The 18562-nt window shown below is 72.1% G+C and carries 14 protein-coding genes; 8 read left to right on the forward strand and 6 right to left on the reverse strand.

What is annotated here, in order from left to right; all coding sequences use genetic code 11:
- The 3 genes from ACK4LS_RS13125 to ACK4LS_RS13135 all read right to left on the reverse strand — a co-directional run.
- Nucleotides 1-1921, reverse strand: a 1921-nt coding sequence (locus ACK4LS_RS13125) for a helicase-related protein (protein ID WP_409717995.1), incomplete at its 3' end; no start/stop codon positions are given.
- A gap of 130 nt (nucleotides 1922-2051) precedes the next feature.
- Nucleotides 2052-3236, reverse strand: coding sequence for a glycoside hydrolase family 3 N-terminal domain-containing protein (locus ACK4LS_RS13130; RefSeq protein ID WP_409717998.1), 1185 nt, complete (start codon nucleotides 3234-3236; stop codon nucleotides 2052-2054).
- A 34-nt stretch (nucleotides 3237-3270) separates the two neighbouring features.
- Nucleotides 3271-4533 carry an LCP family protein gene (locus ACK4LS_RS13135; protein WP_409718001.1) on the reverse strand — a complete coding sequence of 421 codons (1263 nt, stop codon included), beginning with the start codon at nucleotides 4531-4533 and terminating at the stop codon, nucleotides 3271-3273.
- Between the two features lie 205 nt (nucleotides 4534-4738).
- Between ACK4LS_RS13135 and ACK4LS_RS13140 the strand changes: the two genes are divergently transcribed.
- The 4 genes from ACK4LS_RS13140 (at nucleotide 4739) to ACK4LS_RS13155 (ending at nucleotide 9699) form a co-directional block, all read left to right on the forward strand.
- Complete coding sequence (locus ACK4LS_RS13140; protein WP_409718004.1) at nucleotides 4739-5575, forward strand: aldo/keto reductase; 837 nt, start codon at nucleotides 4739-4741, stop codon at nucleotides 5573-5575.
- Between the two features lie 15 nt (nucleotides 5576-5590).
- Nucleotides 5591-7414 carry a thioredoxin domain-containing protein gene (locus ACK4LS_RS13145; protein WP_409718007.1) on the forward strand — a complete coding sequence of 608 codons (1824 nt, stop codon included), beginning with the start codon at nucleotides 5591-5593 and terminating at the stop codon, nucleotides 7412-7414.
- A 255-nt stretch (nucleotides 7415-7669) separates the two neighbouring features.
- Complete coding sequence (locus ACK4LS_RS13150; RefSeq protein WP_409718011.1) at nucleotides 7670-8776, forward strand: GDP-mannose 4,6-dehydratase; 1107 nt, start codon at nucleotides 7670-7672, stop codon at nucleotides 8774-8776.
- On the forward strand, nucleotides 8773-9699 hold the full coding sequence (locus ACK4LS_RS13155; RefSeq protein ID WP_409718014.1) for an NAD-dependent epimerase/dehydratase family protein: 927 nt from the start codon (nucleotides 8773-8775) through the stop codon (nucleotides 9697-9699). The genes ACK4LS_RS13150 and ACK4LS_RS13155 overlap by 4 nt, the downstream gene beginning before the upstream one ends.
- Nucleotides 9700-9768: 69 nt before the next feature.
- On the opposite strand, the gene ACK4LS_RS13160 is transcribed toward ACK4LS_RS13155, so the two are convergent.
- Both ACK4LS_RS13160 and ACK4LS_RS13165 read right to left on the reverse strand, forming a co-directional pair.
- Complete coding sequence (locus tag ACK4LS_RS13160) at nucleotides 9769-10530, reverse strand: AAA family ATPase (RefSeq protein WP_409718017.1); 762 nt, start codon at nucleotides 10528-10530, stop codon at nucleotides 9769-9771.
- A 1-nt stretch (nucleotide 10531) separates the two neighbouring features.
- The gene (locus ACK4LS_RS13165) at nucleotides 10532-12103 is read right to left on the reverse strand and encodes a dolichyl-phosphate-mannose--protein mannosyltransferase (RefSeq protein WP_409718020.1); all 1572 of its coding nucleotides are present in this window, start codon (nucleotides 12101-12103) and stop codon (nucleotides 10532-10534) included.
- A 23-nt stretch (nucleotides 12104-12126) separates the two neighbouring features.
- Between ACK4LS_RS13165 and rsmI the strand changes: the two genes are divergently transcribed.
- The 3 genes from rsmI to ACK4LS_RS13180 all read left to right on the forward strand — a co-directional run bounded on the left by rsmI (nucleotide 12127) and on the right by ACK4LS_RS13180 (nucleotide 15593).
- The gene (rsmI, locus tag ACK4LS_RS13170; protein ID WP_409718023.1) at nucleotides 12127-12945 is read left to right on the forward strand and encodes a 16S rRNA (cytidine(1402)-2'-O)-methyltransferase; all 819 of its coding nucleotides are present in this window, start codon (nucleotides 12127-12129) and stop codon (nucleotides 12943-12945) included.
- Nucleotides 12946-12993: 48 nt separating this feature from the next.
- The gene (gene metG, locus ACK4LS_RS13175) at nucleotides 12994-14586 is read left to right on the forward strand and encodes a methionine--tRNA ligase (protein WP_409718025.1); all 1593 of its coding nucleotides are present in this window, start codon (nucleotides 12994-12996) and stop codon (nucleotides 14584-14586) included.
- Nucleotides 14587-14729: 143 nt separating this feature from the next.
- Entirely contained in the window at nucleotides 14730-15593 is an 864-nt protein-coding gene (locus ACK4LS_RS13180; RefSeq protein WP_409718031.1) for a TatD family hydrolase, read from the forward strand.
- 534 nt (nucleotides 15594-16127) lie between these two features.
- Here ACK4LS_RS13180 and ACK4LS_RS13185 read toward each other — a convergent pair.
- The gene (locus tag ACK4LS_RS13185; protein WP_409718027.1) at nucleotides 16128-17597 is read right to left on the reverse strand and encodes a sugar porter family MFS transporter; all 1470 of its coding nucleotides are present in this window, start codon (nucleotides 17595-17597) and stop codon (nucleotides 16128-16130) included.
- Nucleotides 17598-17665: 68 nt separating this feature from the next.
- Between ACK4LS_RS13185 and rsmA the strand changes: the two genes are divergently transcribed.
- Nucleotides 17666-18505 (forward strand): 16S rRNA (adenine(1518)-N(6)/adenine(1519)-N(6))-dimethyltransferase RsmA, encoded by an 840-nt coding sequence (gene rsmA / locus ACK4LS_RS13190; RefSeq protein ID WP_409718029.1) that lies wholly within the window; start codon nucleotides 17666-17668, stop codon nucleotides 18503-18505.
- Nucleotides 18506-18562 lie beyond the last annotated feature (57 nt).

An 18562-nucleotide genomic window follows, 5' to 3' on the forward strand; every position in this document is an offset into this window, starting at 1 on the left:
CGCCGCGCTCGCCGCCGGAGCCGCGCCCGCCGTCGCCGGAGCCGCGTTCGCCGCCCAACGACCGCAGCTGCCGGTGCACGTCGACCCATTCGCGCACGCGCACGTAGTTGAGGTGCTCGCTGCGGCACAGGCGACGGAAGGCGCTGGAGCCGAGCTCGGCCTGCTTCTCCTGGAGGTAGTCCCACAGGTTGAGCAGCGAGAGGAAGTCGCTGGTCGGATCGGTGAAACGCGCGTGGAACCGGTCGGCTTCCTCGCGGCGTTCCTCGGGGCGCTCGCGCACGTCCTGGATCGACATGCCCGACACGATCGCGAGCACCTCGGACTGCACGTCGTTGCGCCGCGCCTCGATGAGCATGCGCGCGAAGCGAGGGTCGATCGGCAGGCGCGCGATCTCGCGGCCGATCTCGGTGAGGCGCGGTCCGGCGTCGTCGCGACGCCCGCGGGACGGGTCGTCGCCCCGGCCGCTGCGGGGTCGAGACGGATCGCCCGCGTCCCGCACATCCCGCTCCCGCGACGTGTCGGCGCCGCGCGCGCCCGGCGCTGGCAGCTTCACCGCGCCGAGCTCGACGAGCAGGTCGAACGCCGCCTTGACACCGCGCGAGTCGGGCGGAGTGAGGAAGGGGAACGCCTGGATGTCGCCGAAACCGAGCGACAGCATCTGCAGGATGACGGATGCCAGCGAGGTGCGCAGGATCTCGGGTTCGGTGTACTCGGGGCGACGGGTGAAGTCGTCCTCGGAGTACAGCCGGATCGCGATGCCCGGCGAGGTGCGGCCCGCGCGCCCCGATCGCTGCTGCGCCGAGGCTTGCGACACCGCCTCGATGGGGAGGCGCTGGATCTTCGAACGGTTGCTGTAGCGCGAGATGCGCGCGGTGCCGGTGTCGACCACGTACCGGATGCCGGGCACGGTGAGGCTCGTCTCGGCGACGTTCGTGGCCAGGATGATGCGGCGCCGCACCCCCGCGACGCTCGAACGCTCGAACACCCGGTGCTGCTCCGCGGCGGACAGGCGGCCGTAGAGCGGCAGCACCTCGGTCGGCGCGGCGTCGCGCTGGTAGGCCCCGCGGATGGCATCCGCGGCGTCACGGATCTCGGCCTCGCCGGGGAAGAACACGAGCACATCGCCCGCGGGCTCGCGGTCGAGCTCGCGCAGGGCCGCCACGACGGCGCCCACCTCGTCGACGTCGTCGGCGTCGCGCTTGCCCGGTGCCGGGCTCCGGAGTTTCTTCGGCTGCGGCGCGGATCCGCGGTCATCCGGGTCTGAATCGCCCTCGTCCTCCGGATCGCGGTCCGCCCAGGCGGCCGGCCGGTAACGGATCTCGACCGGGTAGGTGCGCCCCGACACCTCGATCACCGGCGCCGGCTCCGGCTCGCCCCCGGGCTGGGCCGGGGGAGCGGCGAAGTGGCGCGCGAAGCTCTCGGGGTCGATGGTCGCCGAGGTGACGATGACCTTCAGGTCGGGGCGCTTCGGCAGGATGCGGCGCAGATACCCGAGCAGGAAGTCGATGTTGAGCGAACGCTCGTGCGCCTCGTCGACGATGATCGTGTCGTAGCGGCGCAGGAGCCGGTCGCGGTGGATCTCGTTGAGCAGGATGCCGTCGGTGACGAGCGCGACGCGCGTGTCGGCCGACACCTTGTCGGTGAAGCGCACCTTGTAGCCGACGGTCGAGCCGAGCGGCACCTGCATCTCTTCCGCGATGCGCTCCGCGATCGTGCGCGCGGCGATGCGCCGCGGCTGCGTGTGGGCGATCGAGGTGCGCCCGAGCTCGAGGCAGATCTTGGGCAGCTGCGTCGTCTTCCCGGAGCCGGTGGCGCCGGCCACGATCACGACCTGGTGGTCGCGGATCGCGCGCGCGATCTCGTCCCGCGCGGCGCTGACGGGCAGCTCGGGCGGGTAGACGATGACGGGTTCGACAGACACAGCCTTCCAGGATATCGCGCGCTCGGTCGTCTCACGCCCGAGGAAGCGCGTGAGGGCTCACTTTCCGTCGCCGGGCGCACGGCTGGGAGACGGAGGGTGACCCCTCACGGGCCGGGAGGGGAGGGGCAGCTCAGGGCATCTCGGCCTTCTGGGCGAGGATGCGGCGCACGGCGGCGTCCACTTTCGCGGCGAAAGCGGGGTCGCTCTGCGCGCGAGCGAGGACCGCGTCACGCATCTCGGGGTACACCCCGGGGTCGGCCGAGACGAGCAGCAGGTCGATGCCCGCGTCGACGGCGAGCGTCGCGCGGTCGGCCGGCGACCACGGCTGCACCTGCCGCGCCGCGGAGAGGTCGTCGACGGTGACGACGCCGTCGAAGCCCACGCGCTCGCGCAGCACGCCCACCACCGCGGGGGAGAAGGCGGCGGGGGCGGACGGGTCGATCCGTGCGTAGATCGCGGTCGAGAGCATGACGACGGCGGGCCCCTGCGGCAGCACGGAGGAGTACACCCCCACGTCGGGGCCGTCGGCGGTCACGACGTCGTCGGTCACGCCGCTGCGCGTGTCGGTGTTCTCGGTCACGCGCCCGAGTCCGGGGAAGTGCTTGAGCGTCGGCAGCACGCCGCCGTCGCGCATTCCCGCGGCGAACGCCCCCGCCTTGGCCGCGACGGTCGGTCCGTCGAAGCCGTACTCCCGCGCGAGCGCGCCGATCGGGGAATTGGATGCCGCCGAGTCGGGGCTCGTGACGACATCGGCGACCGGCGCGAGGTTCATGTTCACCCCGGCCGCGGCGAGCTGCGCGCTCCAGGTCCCCGCGCTCGCGCGCAGGGCGGCGTCGTCGGACGACGCCTGATCGAGCGCGGAGGGGATGTCGTCGAAGCCCGCCCCGGAGAGCACCTGCACGGTGCCGCCCTCCTGGTCGGTGGCGACCCACAGCGGCGGTGCCGCCGGGTCGACGAGCGAGGTGAACGCCCGCACGAGGTCGGCGGTCGCGGGCGCTCCGGCATCCGAGCGGCCGTGCAGGAAGATCCCGCCGATCCGATCGTCGCGCACCGCGGCGAGGGTCGTCGGGTTGACGCCCTCGACGGAGGTGCCGACCATGAACATCTGGCCGACCTTGTCGGCCAGGCTCATCCCCGCCAGCGCGTCCGGCGTCGGCGTGGGCGTGGGCGTCGGCGTGGGCGTGGGGGTGGGCGTGGGCGTGGGCGTCGGGCTGGCCGTGGGGGACGGGGTGGGGGCGGCCGTTCCGGGCGTGCACCCGACGAGCGCCAGCGCCGTCAGCAGCACGAGGGCCGTAAAGCGGGGGACGGTCTTCACCGTTCGATGCTCGCTCATGACCCTGGACGTCGGATCACCCGTTGCCCTGCGAGCACGTCGCCTGATCGGCCTTGCTGCCGCTGACGTTCTGCGGCAGTTCGACGACCTCCGGTGCGGCGGGGGTGCCGCTGGCATCCGGGGCCGGCGTCTCCGCACCGGGCGACGCGTCGGGGGCGGGCGCGGTCTCGACCGGTGCGGGCGCGTTCGGATCGGCGGTGACGCCGTCGTTGGCGCCCAGGTTGCCGGTCAGCGCGAGCGGCGCGTTGCGCGCGAGGGCGTCCCACAGCACCGCGGCCGACTCCTCGTCGGGGATGACGTGCGCGGCGTTGCTCGGGTCGTCGAAGACCGGGTACTGCACGAAGGTGATGTCGTCGAACGGAACGTCTTTCAGCGTGAAGCCCAGCTGCGCGATGCGCACGGGGTCGGCGAGGCTCTCGCTCGGCTGGATGTTGCGCACCGCGGTGTTCGCCAGGTTCAGCAGGGTGCCGGGATTGGTGAGCACCTCGTCGCTGCGCAGCTTGTTCATCAGCCGCGAGAGGTACTGCTGCTGGTTGCCGATGCGAGCCAGGTCGCTGCCGTCGCCGATGCCCTTGCGGGTGCGCAGGAAGGCGAGGGCGTCGAAGCCCTTCACCACGCGGGGGCCGGCCTCCCACTGGATGCCGGCATCCGGGTCGTCGATGCCGTCTCCGCCGATGCACACCTCGACGCCGCCGATCGCGTCGGTGATGTTGACGACGTTGCCGAAGCTGACCTTCGCGGCGAACGGGATCGTCTGGCCGCTCAGCTGCGACACCGTGTCGGCGACGCAGGTGAGCCCGCCGGCCTCGAACGCGGTGTTGATCGAGGCGCGGTACTCGCCTCCGGACGTGCCGTCTTCACTCGTACAGGTCGGCACGTCGACCTGCAGATCGCGCGGGAACGACACCACGGTCACGCGGCGGGGGTCGGCCGAGACGTGCACGATCATGTTGACGTCGTTGCGGGTGCCGGCGTTCTCGGGATCGGAGCAACGAGGGCCGAAGGCGGCGGCCACGACGTCGTCGCACTCGTCGGTTCCCACCACCAGCACGGTGAAGGGCTCGTCGTACGCGCTGAGCGCGGGGGCCTCGGCCGGGGCGTCGCGCAGGGGCACGGCCGCATCCTGCAGCTGCGACGTGAGCGACCACGCGTAGAAACCGCCCACGGCGACCGCGGCGACCACCACGACGGCGAGGGAGATGGCCGCGATTCTGAGGCCGCGACGCGCGCCGGAGTCGGGGCGGCGGCGCGCGTGCTTCGCGGGGGGACTGACGGACATGGGGGTAGTCAATCACGGGGGGCGGTGCGGACACCCGTGGCCTCGGCCCTGTCGCAGCGACCGAGCCGCCTCCACGCCGGCGCGAACCGGGCCCCGCTCCGCCGTCGGGGCCGCGTCCGCAGGCCTTCCACCGGCCCTCGTCGTGACGTGCGTGCCCGCCGTCAACCCCGGAGGCCGTTCGCCTGCCCGCTCCTAGGCTCGCACCATGACCGTTCCTTCTGTTCAGCTCAATGACGGAAACTCCATCCCCCAGCTCGGCTACGGCGTGTTCCTCGTGCCCGCCGATGACGCCGAGCGCGCCGTGTCCGAGGCTCTCGAGGTGGGTTACCGCCACATCGACACCGCCGCGATCTACAAGAACGAAGAGGGCGTCGGCCGCGCGATCGCCGCCAGCGGCCTCGCCCGCGACGAGCTCTTCGTCACCACCAAGCTCTGGAACGCGCGCCACGACGGCGACGACCCGCACGCCGCGATCGACGAGAGCCTCCAGAAGCTCGGCCTCGACGCCGTCGACCTGTACCTCGTGCACTGGCCGACCCCGAAGGCCGACAACTACCTCAACGCCTGGCAGAAGCTCATCGAGATCCGCGAGGCCGGCAAGACCCGCTCGATCGGCGTCTCGAACTTCCTCGTCCCGCACCTCGAGCGCATCGTCGCCGAGACGGGTGTCACCCCTGTGGTGAACCAGATCGAGCTGCACCCCGCCCTCAGCCAGCGCGAGATCGCCGCCTGGGGTGCCGAGCACGACATGCACATCGAGTCGTGGGGTCCGCTGGGCCAGGGCAAGTACGACCTGTTCGAGATCCCCGCGGTGAAGGATGCCGCCGAGGCCCACGGGAAGTCGCCCGCTCAGGCGGTGCTGCGCTGGCACATCCAGCACGGCTTCATCGTGTTCCCCAAGTCGGTGCGCCGCGAGCGCCTCGAGGAGAACTTCGACCTGTTCGACTTCGAGCTCTCCGCCGACGAGATGGCCGCGATCGACGCCATCGACCCCGGTGACGGCTCGGGCCGCGTCGGCTCGCACCCCGACGACGTCGAGTGATCTGACCCGGCGCGCATGAACCGCCTCGCGAACGCCTCGAGCCCCTACCTTCGGGCCCACGCCGACAATCCCGTCGCGTGGTTCCCCTGGGGGGCCGAGGCGTTCGCGCTCGCGGCCGAGAGAGACGTCCCGGTGATGGTCTCGATCGGCTACAGCACCTGTCACTGGTGCCACGTCATGGCGCGGGAATCGTTCCAAGACGCCGAGACGGCCGGCATCCTGAACGAGGGCTTCGTGTCGATCAAGGTCGACCGCGAAGAGCACCCCGACGTCGACGCCGCCTATCTCGACGCCGCCAGTGCATTCACTCCGCACCTCGGCTGGCCGCTGACCGTGTTCGCGAGCCCCGAGGGGCGCGTCTTCTACGCCGGCACCTACTTCCCGCCGACGCCGCGGGCGCCGCAGCCCTCGTTCCGCCAGGTGCTCGCCGCCGTGCGCGAGGCGTGGACGGAACGTCGCGCCGAGGTGGATGCCACCGGCTCCTCGCTCCGCGACGCCCTGGCCGCGGCCGCCGGCGACCCCGCCGACGCCCTTCCCTCCCTCGACGCCCTCGCCACCGCCGCCCGCGCGGTCGCCGCGCGCGAGGATCGCGAGTACGGCGGCTTCGCCGCGGGACCGGCCTTCGAGACCCCCAAGTTCCCGAACACACCGGTGCTGCGGTTCCTCCAGCACCCCGCGCTGGCCGCCCCCGTCCCGGATGCCGCCGCCGTGGCATCCCGCGCGCTCGCCGCCATGACCGGCTCCGACCTGCACGACGCCGTCGAAGGCGGCTTCTTCCGCTACGCCACGCGCCGCGACTGGAGCGTGCCGCACTTCGAGCGCATGCTCACCGACAACGCCGGCCTCGTCGAGATCGCGCTCGCCGCGGGAGACGAGGCTGCCGCCACCGACGCCGCCCGTTTCCTCGTCGACGTGCTGCAGCTGCCCACCGGCGGCATCGCCGCGGCCCAGGACTCCGAGTCGGTCATCGACGGCGCCCGCAACGAGGGCGGTTACTACCGGCTGCCCGCCGAAGAGCGCGCGCGCCTGGAGCCCCCGGCCCTGGACGCCAAGGTCGTCACGGGCTGGAACGGGCACGCGATCGCGGCCCTCGCCGTCGCCGGCACCCGCACCGACCCCCGCTTCCTCGAGGCGGCCCGCTGGGCCGCCGACGCCGTGATCGAGAGCAACGTCGCCGACGACGGCACCCTTCGCCGGGCGTCGCTCGACGAGGTGCGCTCGGCCGCCCCCGCGACGCTCGAGGACTACGGCGGCCTCGCCCGCGGCCTGGTCGCCCTCGCCCGGGCCACCGGTGAGGTGGCGTACGCCGAACGCGCGCGGGCGCTCGTCGACCAGTGCCTCGGCGACGACGGCATCCACCCGCCCGGCGGCGGCGACGCCGTGCTGGTGGCCCAGGGCATGCAACCCCACGGCATCCCCACCGACGGGGCCTCCCCGTCGGGCCCGTCGGTCTTCGCCGCGGCCGCCCTCGATCTCTGGCGCCTCGGCGCGGGGGAGCGCTACCGCCAGGCCGCCGACACCCTCGTCCGCGCCGCCGCCGACGTCGCTCTGTCGTCTCCCCTCGCCCACGGCGCGATCCTCGAGGTCGCCGTGGGCCTGATCACCGCCCCGCGGCAGGTCGTGGTGGTGGGGGAGGCGGATGCCGAGATCGCCGACGCCGCGCGCCGCCTCGCGGCCGACGTCATCGCGGTGGTCTCGCCCGCGCAGGCGCGCGCTTTCGCCGCGGCCGGCTTCGAGCTGTTCGAGGGCAAGGTCGCGCAGGGCGGTGAGGCGACCGCGTACGACTGCCGCGCCTTCACCTGCGCACTTCCGACGACGGATGCCGCGCTGCTGGCCTGAGGTCGCGGCGGTCTCGCGGTCGCACCGAGCGGGCTGACACCGTCCGCGGCCCGAGGTGAGGGCACGGATGAACGTGTTCGCCTCCCCGGGTCCTGCCCTCGGCCTCCCGCCCGCCCCGACACGTGCGCGCTTCGCGCTTTCACCCCGCGTGGGTGCTCTTCGCGCCGATCCCCGCGCCCGCGCCGCGGTCACAGCATCGGAGCGGCGCGCCGTGTCGGCGCGTCGTCCGTGTTTCCGGCGAAAGAGGACCCGCTGATGACCCCGAGCACCATTTCCCCCCGACGCGCGCTCATCACCGGCGCGACCGGCCAGGACGGAGGGCACCTCACCGAGCTCCTCCTGTCGAAGGGGTACGAGGTCTACGGCGTCGTGCGCGGACAGCGCAACCCGCGCCGCGAGGCCTACGCTCGTGAATTCCCCGCGGCGACCATCCTCGAGGCCGACCTCACCGATCTCCCCTCCCTGGTCCGCGCCCTCGAGCGCACCCAGCCGCACGAGGTGTACAACCTCGGGGCCGTCAGCCACGTGGGCTACTCGTTCCACAACCCCGTGGTCACCGCCGAGGTCACCGGCAAGGGCGTGCTCAACCTGCTCGAGGCCGTCCGCCTCACGGGGCTCGCCGACACGGCTCGCGTCTACCAGGCCTCCACGTCGGAGATGTACGGCGGCCTCGCGTACAACCGGCCCGCCGGCGGGTACACCGAGGAGTCCGCGTTCCACCCCCGCAGCCCCTACGGCGTGGCCAAGCTCTTCGGACACTGGGCCGCCAAGAACTACCGGGAGAGCTACGACATGTTCGTGTCGTGCGGCATCCTGTTCAACCACGAGGGCGAGCGCCGAGGTGTCGAATTCGTCACCCGCAAGATCACCGATGCCGTCGCGCGCATCGCCACCGGCCAGCAGTCGCACGTCGAGCTGGGCGATCTGACGCCGCGGCGCGACTGGGGATACGCGGGCGACTTCGTCGAGGGGATGTGGCGGATGCTGCAGCACGACGAGCCCGACGACTTCGTGCTCGCCACCGGCGAGACCCATTCAATCGAGGAGTTCCTGCGACTGGCCTTCGGGGCCGCGGGGATCGACGACTGGCGTCCGTACGTGATGCAGAACCCCGCCTTCTTCCGGCCCGCCGAGGTCGACGTGCTTCTGGGCGACCCGTCGAAGGCGGAGTCCGTGCTCGGATGGCGCCGAGAGGTCGACCTCGGCGAGATGGCGCGCCGCATGGTCGCGCACGACCTGACCCTCGCGGGCGCGGTCGCCGCCGCGGTGGCGGCTCATGCGGCGCCGATCGCCGGGGCCCCGGTCACCGCCGCCCCGGTCGCCCCGGCGCCGGTCACCGCGGCTCCGGTCGCCGTCGCATGAGACGCGTCATCGTCACCGGCGTCGGCGGGTTCGTCGGCGCGCATGTCGCGCGACAGGCGGCCATCGCCGGCTGGTCGGTGTTCGGCATCGGCCACGGGGGCGGCTTCCCCTCCGACCTCGCCGGGGTCCTCGACGGGTACGCGGGCGTCGACCTCAGCGAGCACTGGCCCACGACCGCCCCGCGGGACGCCGACGTCATCCACCTCGCCGGGCTCGCGGCCGTGGGCCCGTCGTTCTCACGGCCGCAGGACTACATCGCCGGCAACAGTGCGATGACGACGGTGGTGTGCGAGGCCGCGCTGAGGGCCGACGACGGTCGTCGGATCGTGGCCGTGAGCTCGGGGGCGGTCTACGCCGGCACGTCGGACGACCTCACGCACGACGAGTCGTCGCGCGTCGCCTTCTCCTCCCCGTACGTGGTGAGCAAGATCCTCGTCGAGAACCAGATCGCGTTCTACCGCAGCCGCGGTCTCGATGCCGTGGTCGCGCGGCCCTTCAACCACTTCGGTCCGGGTCAGGGGCCGGGATTCCTCGTCCCCGACCTGCTGCGCCGACTCACCGACCTCCCCGCGGGCGAAGCGCTCGTGGTCGGCGACCTCGGCACGCGGCGCGACTACTCCGATGTCCGCGACGTCGCGCGGGCGTACCTCGCCCTGCTCGCGTCACCGCGGCTGGCGAGCGACCGCTACAACGTGGCATCCGGAATCGCCCGGTCGGGTCGCGAGATGCTCGAGGCGATCTGTTCGGCCGTCGGGCGCGAGGTGCCGCCGCTGCGCGTCGACGTCGCGCGTCTGCGTCCGACCGATCCCGGCTCCATCCGCGGAGACGCGTCGCGTTTGCGCGCGGAGACCGGGTGGCGCCCGACGGTGACGTTCGAGCGCAGCATCCTCGACACCGTCGTCGGTTACGCCGTGGCGCGCTGACCCTCGCCGGCCGGCCGGCCGGCCGCGCCCGCCGGCGTCGACAGCTCGCCGACCGACGTCGAGCGGACGTCAGTCGAGCAGGTGCCGCAGGTAGCGCCCGGGCGCGTCGAGGAAGCCCCGGTGCAGGCGCACCAGGTCGAGATCCTCCCAGGCGCTCTCGCGAATGCCCCATTCGCCGAGCTCGAGGATCTTCGCACCGGGCAGGGCGGCGAGCACGGGGGAGTGGGTGGCGCAGATCACCTGCGTGCCGCGCGAGCGCATGCGGTCGAGGGCGGCGAGCCAGCGCAGCGTGGAGGAGAACGACAGGGCCGCCTCGGGTTCGTCGAGGCACGCGAGCCCCGCGACGAAGTGGTCGTGGTCGAGGGCCTCGTCGAGGAGGGCGTTGAACGACTCGCCGTGGCTCATCGTGTGCAGGTTCGGCGCATCGCCGCCGAGGTCCTCCCGCCACGAGTAGTAGCCGTGCATGGTCTCGGCCCGCAGGAAGAAGCCCCAGCGTGGGGCGCGGGGGCTGCGCTCGATGCGCAGCCACTCACCGAGGGGACTCTCCGTGCGGCGCGTCTCGGTTCCCCCGTTCGTCGACCCGCCCTCCGCGGGCAGGCCGGCGGCCTCCGCGATGGCCTCGATCAGCGTCGACTTGCCCGATCCGTTCTCTCCGACCAGGAAGGTCACCCCCGGACCGAACTCCCACCCCTCGCCGGCGGCGACGTCGAGGAACTGCGCGACGGCGGGGACCGTCGCCGGCCACGCGTGGTGGTCGACCGGGGCGTCGCGGAACAGCTTCACCCGCTGCACCGGTCGTGGGTCGTGCAGCCACTCGTCGCCGCGGCTCACGTCAGATCCAGGTGGGCAACCAGTTGTGCAGCCGCCAGAACTCGTAGGGCACGGGAAGACCCGCCCACACCGGATACCAGAACGCCGACACGACGACGCAGATCACGAGGAAGACCACCACGATCGCCTGCCCGCTCGCGCGGGACATGCCACCCGCGCCGCGGGCGATGTCGCGCAGGGCGAAGGCGAGGGCGAGCACCAGGAACGGCAGCATCGCCACCGTGTAGAACTGGAAGATCGTGCGCTCCGGGTACAGCAGCCACGGCACGTAGGTGGCGGCGAGGCCGGTCAGCACCAGCGCGAAGCGCCAGTCCCGCACCATCACGAAGCGCACGAGCAGGTAGAGCGACGCCGCGACCCCGGCCCACCAGATGACCGGGTTCGCGATGCTCGAGATCGCCTCCGTGCAGCCGGTCGGCAGGGCGCACCCGTTCGCACCGGCGTCGTCCTGGTGCCAGTACATCGAGGTGGGGCGGATCAGCAGCGGCCATTGCCAGGCGGGGCTGGCATAGCTGTGCGGTGTCGCCAGGCCCACGTGGAAGCCGTACATCTCCTGGTGGTAGGCCCAGAGGGTGCGAAGCGGCTCGGGAACCCACGCCCACAGCCCGGTGCCGGCGGTGGGCGTGCTGCGCATCCACCCGCCGGTGGAGAACAGCCAACCCGACCAGCTGGCCAGGTACACCCCGAGCGCGACCGGAACGAGGAGCACGAACGACACGAGCCCCTGGCGCACGGCATCCATCGGCCATTGCACGATCCCGGCACGGCGCCGCGCGAGGGCATCGGTCACCACGGCGTACAGTCCGACAGCGGCCAGCACGTACAGGCCCGACCACTTCACGGCCGTGGCCGCTCCGGCCGCCGCCCCCGCGGCGAGAAGCCACGGGCGGTTCCACAGGATCGGTCCCCACATCGGCCGCTCGGCGTCACGTGCGAGCATGAGGGCGGCGAGACGGTCGCCGCTTCGCCGGTGCTCGAGCGCGATGAACCAGAACGTGAGCACGACGAAGAAGGTGAGGAAGCCGTCCAGGAGGGCGACGCGACTCAGCACGATCCCGAGGCCGTCGATCGCGAACAGGCCGGATGCCACGGTGGCCAGCGGCACCGATCGCGTCAGCGTGCGCGCGAACAGGTACACCAGCAGAACCGTGGCGGTGCCGAAGACGGCGGCCGAGAGGCGCCAGCCCGTCGCGGAGTCGGGCCCCAGCAGCGCCATGCCCGCACCGATGAGGATGCGCCCGAGGGGCGGGTGCACCACGTAGCTGCCGACCCCGAGGAAGACGTCGGTGTCGCCGGCGACGAAGCTGTCGTCGGCGTTCTCCGGCCAGGTGGAGGGGTAGCCGAGCACCCACTGGCTCCACGAGTCCTTGACGTAGTAGGTCTCGTCGAAGACGAGCGCGTGCGGGTCGCCGAGGTGGATCAGACGCAGCACCGCGGCCACGAGCGTGACGATCGCCGGCGCGAGCCACCGCCAGAGGCGCAGACCGCGGGGGTCGGCCAGCAGCGCGTCGCGCCAGTGATCGAGGCGTGTCCGCTCGCCCGGCGGGAGCAGAGGGGAGACGGCGGTGCTCACGGCCCCCAGCCTAAGGTGGAACGGTGATCATCCTCGCGGCGACCCCCATCGGCAACCTGGGTGATGCCTCCCGGCGTCTGATCGAAGCGCTGGAGAACGCCACGGTCGTCGCGGCGGAGGACACCCGCACCACGCAGCGCCTGCTCGCCGGTCTCGGCGTGCAGAACCGACCCCGACTCATCTCCCTGCACGATCACAACGAGAAGGAACGCGCCGCCGAGCTCGTGGAGCTGGCCCGGGAAGACGACCTCCTCGTGCTGAGCGACGCCGGCATGCCGACGGTCAGCGACCCCGGGTTCGGCCTCGTCGCCGCCGCCGCGGCCGCGGGCGTGACCGTCACCGCCCTTCCCGGTCCGAGCGCCGTGGTGACGGCGCTCGCCGTCGCGGGTCTGCCGACCGACCGCTTCGCGTTCGAGGGGTTCCCTCGCCGCAAGCCCGGTGAGCGCCGGAAGGCGTTCGCGCAGCTCGCGTCGGAGGAGCGGACCCTCGTGTTCTTCGAGTCCCCGTCGCGGCTGGCATCCACCCTCGACGACCTCGCGTCCGCCTTCGGTGCCGATCGTCGCGCCGCCGTCTGCCGCGAATTGACCAAGCTCTACGAGGAGGTCAAACGCGGCACGCTCGCCGAGCTCGCCGCCTGGGCGGCAGACGGCGTGCGTGGCGAGATCGCGATCGTCGTGGGCGGTGCCGAGGCGCGCGAGGTGGCGTTCCCGGATGCCGTGACCCAGGTGCTCGAACTCGTGCGCGGCGGCACGCGCCTGAAGGAAGCCGCCGCGGAGGTCGCGTCGCAGACGGGCCACTCCTCGCGCGAGCTGTACCAGGCGGGGCTCGCGGTCAAGCGCTGAGGCGTTACGCGGTCGGCCGTGTCGGTGCCTCCTGCGTAGAATCCTCAGGTGACTTCCGGCCGATCCTTCTACATCACGACGCCGATCTACTACCCCAGCGATCTGCCCCACATCGGGCACGGGTACACGACCGTGGCGGTCGACACGCTCGCGCGCTGGCACCGCCAGGCGGGCGATGACACCTGGATGCTGACCGGCACCGACGAGCACGGCCAGAAGATGCTGCGTGCCGCCGCCGCCAACGGCGTGACGCCGCAGGAGTGGGTCGACAAGCTCGTCACGGAGTCGTGGTTCCCGCTGCTCGAGACGCTCGACGTCGCCAACGACGACTTCATCCGCACGACGCAACCGCGCCACGAGGAGCGGGTGCAGCAGTTCGTGCAGGCGCTGTTCGACCGCGGCTACATCTACGCCGGCGAGTACGAGGCGCTGTACTGCGTGGGCTGCGAGGAGTTCAAGCCGGAGGCCGAGATCGTCGACGGCACCGGCCCCTTCGAGGGCCTGAAGGTGTGCGCCATCCACTCGAAGCCGCTCGAGCTGCTGCAGGAGAAGAACTACTTCTTCAAGCTCAGCGAGTTCCAGGACCGTCTGCTCGAGCTCTACAAGACCGAGCCCGACTTCGTGCGCCCCGAGTCGGCGCGCAATGAGGTCGTCTCCTTCGTTCGCAGCGGGCTGAAAGACCTGTCGATCTCGCGCTCGGCGTTCGACTGGGGCATCACCGTGCCGTGGGACCCCGCGCACGTCATCTACGTCTGGGTCGACGCGCTGCTGAACTACGCCACCGCCGTCGGCTACGGCACCGACCCCGCCACGGGCGAGGTCACCGCGGAGTTCGCGCGCCGCTGGCCCGCCTACCACGTCGTCGGAAAAGACATCCTCCGCTTCCACGCCGTGATCTGGCCGGCCATGCTCATGGCCGCCGGCCTCGACGTGCCCCGCGGCGTGTTCGCGCACGGCTGGCTCCTCGTGGGCGGCGAGAAGATGTCGAAGTCCAAGCTCACCGGCATCGCGCCCACCGAGATCACCGACGTCTTCGGCTCCGACGCCTACCGGTTCTACTTCCTGTCGGCGATCGCCTTCGGTCAGGACGGGTCCTTCTCGTGGGAAGACCTGTCGGCCCGGTATCAGGCCGAGCTCGCGAACGGCTTCGGCAACCTGGCCTCGCGCACGGTCGCGATGATCTCGAAGTACTTCGAGGGCGTCGTGCCGTCCGCCGGTGCGTACACCGAGGGCGACCTGGCGATCCAGAGGATCGTGGCGGATGCCGCGACCGCCGCCGACGCGGCCATCGAGCGCTTCCGCATCGACGAGGCGATCTCGGCCATCTGGACGATCGTCGACGCGCTGAACGGGTACATCACGGAGAACGAGCCGTGGGCCCTGGCCAAAGACGAGGCGCAGCGCGAGCGCCTCGGCACCGTGCTGTACACCGCGGCCGAGGGCCTGCGCGCCCTCGCGGTGCTGCTGTCGCCGGTCATGCCGGAGTCGACCGAGAAGCTGTGGGTCGCGCTGGGGGCCGTCGAGGGCCTCGGCGCGCTGGCCGACCAGCCGATCCGCGACGCCGGCGCGTGGGGCGCTCTGCGGTCGGGGTCCGCGGTCACCGCCCTGTCGCCCCTGTTCCCGCGCGTCGAGCAGGCGTGACGCCCGTGTCCGACCCGGTGCCCGAGCCGGGGACGGCCCCGGAGCCCGTGGGCGGGGCCGCCGCGGTCGGCCGCCCCGCGCCGGGTTCGGCCCCGGTCGAGCGCCCGCGCGACACCCTCGGCGACGGCGACCCCAGCCAGTACGTGCGGGAGCGCTCCATCGACGGCCGCCGCGACGTGAGCTATCCGCCCGCGCCCGAGCCGCTCGGCATCCCGGTCTACGACAACCACACGCACCTCGAGATCGAGGACGGCGACACCGGCCTGTCGCTCGACGAGCAGCTCGAGCGCGCCCTGGCCGTGGGCGTGCACGGCGTGGTGCAGGCCGGCGGCGACGTCGACTCCTCGCGTTGGTCGGCGTGGGCGGCGCGCACGCATCCGCGCGTCCTCGCGGCGGTCGCCATCCACCCCAACGAGGCGCCCGTGTACGAGCGCGCGGGGGAGCTGGATGCCGCGATCGCGGTGATCGACGAACTCGCCGCCGAACCGCGTGTGCGCGCCATCGGCGAGACGGGCCTCGACTTCTTCCGCACCGGGGCCGACGGCATCCCGGCGCAGCTGCGCTCGTTCGAGGCGCACATCGGCCTGGCCAAGAAGCACGGGATCGCGATGCAGATCCACGACCGTGACGCCCACGACGCCGTGCTCGAGACGCTCGAACGGGTCGGCGCCCCCGACAAGACGGTGTTCCACTGCTTCTCGGGCGACGCCGACATGGCCCGGATCGCGGCCGACCGCGGCTACTACCTCTCCTTCGCGGGAAACGTCACGTTCAAGAACGCGCAGAACCTGCGCGACGCCCTCGCGGTCACGCCGCTCGATCGCATCCTGGTCGAGACCGACGCGCCCTTCCTCACCCCGGCGCCGTACCGCGGGCGTCCGAACGCCCCGTACCTCATCCCCGTGACCCTGCGCTTTCTCGCGTCCGAGCTCGACATGGATGCCGATGAACTCGGCGCCCGCGTCGCCGCGAACACCATCGAGGTGTACGGGGGGTTCCAGGCCTGACCCGCGACGCGCAGCGTGCCCGACCTCGGCGCTGCGCCCGCGTCCGGACCGGGCGCGCGCAGCGGCGGCACCGGCGTGCATAACCTCAGGGATTCGCGCATCTTCAGGCGGTTCGCGGGGGATGCGGCTGAGGTTGCGCGCATTGCGGAGGTTGTGCGCGCGCGTCGCGGCGGCACCGGCGTGCGCAACCTCGGTGATTCGCGCATCTGCAGGGGGTTCGCGGGGGTTGCGGCTGAGGTTGCGCGCATCGCGGAGGTTGTGCGCGCGCGTCGCGGCGGCACCGGCGTGCGCAACCTCGGTGATTCGCGCATCTTCAGGCGGTTCGCGGGGGTTGCGGCTGAGGTTGCGCGCATTGCGGAGGTTGTGCGCGCGCGGGGCGGCGGCACCGGCGTGCGCAACCTCGGTAATTCGCGCATCTTCAGGCGGTTCGCGGGGATGCCGCTGGCGCCGCGGACACCGCAGAGGTCCTGGCGCGGAGCGCCCGCGCGGACGACGGAGGCCGGCACCCCGCGGGATGCCGGCCTCTTCGTCGTCTCAGGCCCGGGCTTTGGCCTTGGTCTTCGGTTTGCGCACGAAGAGCGTCTCGGTCTGCTCGAGCTCCATGCCCTTGGTCTCGGGGATCTTCCACAGCACGAAACCGAACGACAGCAGCGCGAAGAACGCGTAGGCGCCGTAGGTGATGCTGAGCGACCAGTCGGCCAGCTGCGGGAAGGTCCAGGACACCAGGAAGTTGGCGAGCCACTGTGCACCGGCGGCGACGCCGAGCGCCTTCCCTCGGATGCGGCTGGGGAAGATCTCGCCCAGCAGCACCCACACCAGCGGGCCCCATGAGGCGCCGAAGCCCACGACGAAGAGGTTCGCGGCGACGAGGGCGACCGGGCCCCAGGCGCCGGGGAGCGACACGTCCTGACCCGAACCGGTCGCGAACGAGAAGGCCAGCGCCATGGTCCCGAGCGACAACGTCATCAGCGCCGAGCCGACGAGCAGCAGGGGCTTGCGCCCGACGCGGTCGACGAGCCAGATCGCGATGAGGGTCACGAGCACGTTGGTGACCGAGGTGATGACGCCGATCAGCAGCGAGTTGCTCTCGTCGAAGCCGACGGCGCGCCACAGGCTCGTGGAGTAGTAGAAGATCACGTTGATGCCGACGAACTGCTGGAACACCGACAGGACGATGCCGATCCAGACGATCGGCTGAAGGCCCAGTGCCTTGCCGGCGATCGAGGCGCCCTTGTTCTTGCGGTCGGTCTCGAGCGCGGTGGTCAGCTCTTTCAGGGTCTTGTCGAGGTCGGCCGGGGGAACGAGGCGGGCGAAGATCGCGCGGGCCTCGTCGGTGCGGCCGCGGGCCAGCAGGAAGCGGGGCGACTCCGGCATGGTGAACGCCAGGAGCCCGTACACCGCCGCGGGCACGACACCGATGAGGAACATCCAACGCCAGGCCTCCAGGCCCCACCACAGCTGGTTGTCGGCCGTGCCGCCGGCCGAGGCGACCAGCAGAGCGTTGCTCAGCAGGGCGGCGAAGATACCGAGGGTGATGGCCAGCTGCTGCAGCGAGGCGAGGCTGCCGCGGATCTGACGCGGGGCGACCTCCGCGATGTAGGCCGGGGCCACGACCGACGCGATGCCGATGCCGAGGCCGCCGACGACGCGCCAGATCGTGAGGTCGAGCACGCTGAAGGTCAGCGCCGACCCGATCGAGGAGGCGAGGAACAGCACGGCGCCGACCATCATGACCTTGAGGCGTCCGAACCGGTCGGACAGCGTGCCGGCGAGCACGGCGCCGAGGGCGCAGCCGATGAGCGCGATCGCGACGACGAAGCCGGTCAGGCCGGGGACCTTGGTGTACTCGGTCTCGATCGAGGCGACCGCGCCGTTGATGACCGAGGAGTCGAAGCCGAAGAGGAAGCCGCCCACCGCCGCGGCGATCGAGAGCACGATCGCTCTTCGCCCGAAGGGGCTTCGAATCGTGAAGGCATTGGCGGGGATCGACTGCGTGTGACTCACCGTCTCACGGTACTCCTCTCCCTTCGCGTCCCAGGGTGCCTGGCGCCCGCGCTGACTACAGTGGAACAATGCCCGTTTCCCTGCTCGGCGCCGCCGAGATCCGTCGGCTCGCCGCCGACCTCGACGTCACCCCCACCAAGAAGCTCGGGCAGAACTTCGTCGTCGACGCCAACACGGTGCGCAAGATCGTCCAGGCGGCGCGGGTGTCGGCATCCGATCGCGTCGTCGAGATCGGCCCGGGACTCGGCTCGCTCACCCTCGCGATCCTCGAGACGGGCGCCTCGGTCGTCGCCGTCGAGATCGACCACCGTCTGGCCGAGCGTCTCCCCGCCACGGCCGCGGCCCACGACGTTCCGGCCGACCGCCTCACGGTGATCGACGCCGACGCCCTGCGCGTCGACGCGCTGCCGGGGGAGCCGAGCGTACTCGTGGCCAACCTGCCGTACAACGTGTCGGTTCCGGTGCTGCTGCACTTCCTCGAGACGTTCCCGTACCTGCAGCGCGGCGTCGTCATGGTGCAGGCCGAGGTGGGCGAGCGCCTCGCAGCCCCTCCCGGGTCGAAGATCTACGGCGCGCCGAGCGTGAAGGCCGCCTGGTACGGCGCATGGCGCCTGGCGGGCACCGTGTCGCGGCAGGTGTTCTGGCCCGTTCCGAACGTCGACAGCGTGCTCGTCGCCTTCGAACGGGATGCCGAGCCCCGCGGCACCGAGGAGCACCGGCGCCAAACCTTCCGGATCGTGGATGCCGCCTTCCAGCAGCGCCGCAAGATGCTGCGGCAGGCGCTGTCGGGCGTGCTGGGCGGGACCGCGGCCGAGGCTTCGGCGCATCTCGAGCGCGCCGGCGTCGACCCGACGCTTCGCGGCGAGCAGCTCACCGTCGAGGACTACGCCCGTATCGCGGCGTCCTGACGCCCCTCCCGGGTTCCTCTGCCGCCCCGCGGCCCGCCGCCCGCCCGCCCCGGCCCC

This window comes from Microbacterium sp. (genome assembly GCF_046295495.1).
GTDB lineage: Bacteria > Actinomycetota > Actinomycetes > Actinomycetales > Microbacteriaceae > Microbacterium.

Excerpts from the sequence above, each read along its gene's own strand:
- rsmA (WP_409718029.1), top strand. The coding sequence starts at position 17,666 with ATGCCCGTTTCCCTGCTCGGCGCCGCCGAGATCCGTCGGCTCGCCGCC.
- ACK4LS_RS13140 (WP_409718004.1), top strand. The coding sequence starts at position 4,739 with ATGACCGTTCCTTCTGTTCAGCTCAATGACGGAAACTCCATCCCCCAG.
- ACK4LS_RS13155 (WP_409718014.1), top strand. The coding sequence starts at position 8,773 with ATGAGACGCGTCATCGTCACCGGCGTCGGCGGGTTCGTCGGCGCGCAT.
- ACK4LS_RS13150 (WP_409718011.1), top strand. The coding sequence starts at position 7,670 with ATGACCCCGAGCACCATTTCCCCCCGACGCGCGCTCATCACCGGCGCG.
- ACK4LS_RS13135 (WP_409718001.1), bottom strand. The coding sequence starts at position 4,533 with ATGTCCGTCAGTCCCCCCGCGAAGCACGCGCGCCGCCGCCCCGACTCC.
- ACK4LS_RS13145 (WP_409718007.1), top strand. The coding sequence starts at position 5,591 with ATGAACCGCCTCGCGAACGCCTCGAGCCCCTACCTTCGGGCCCACGCC.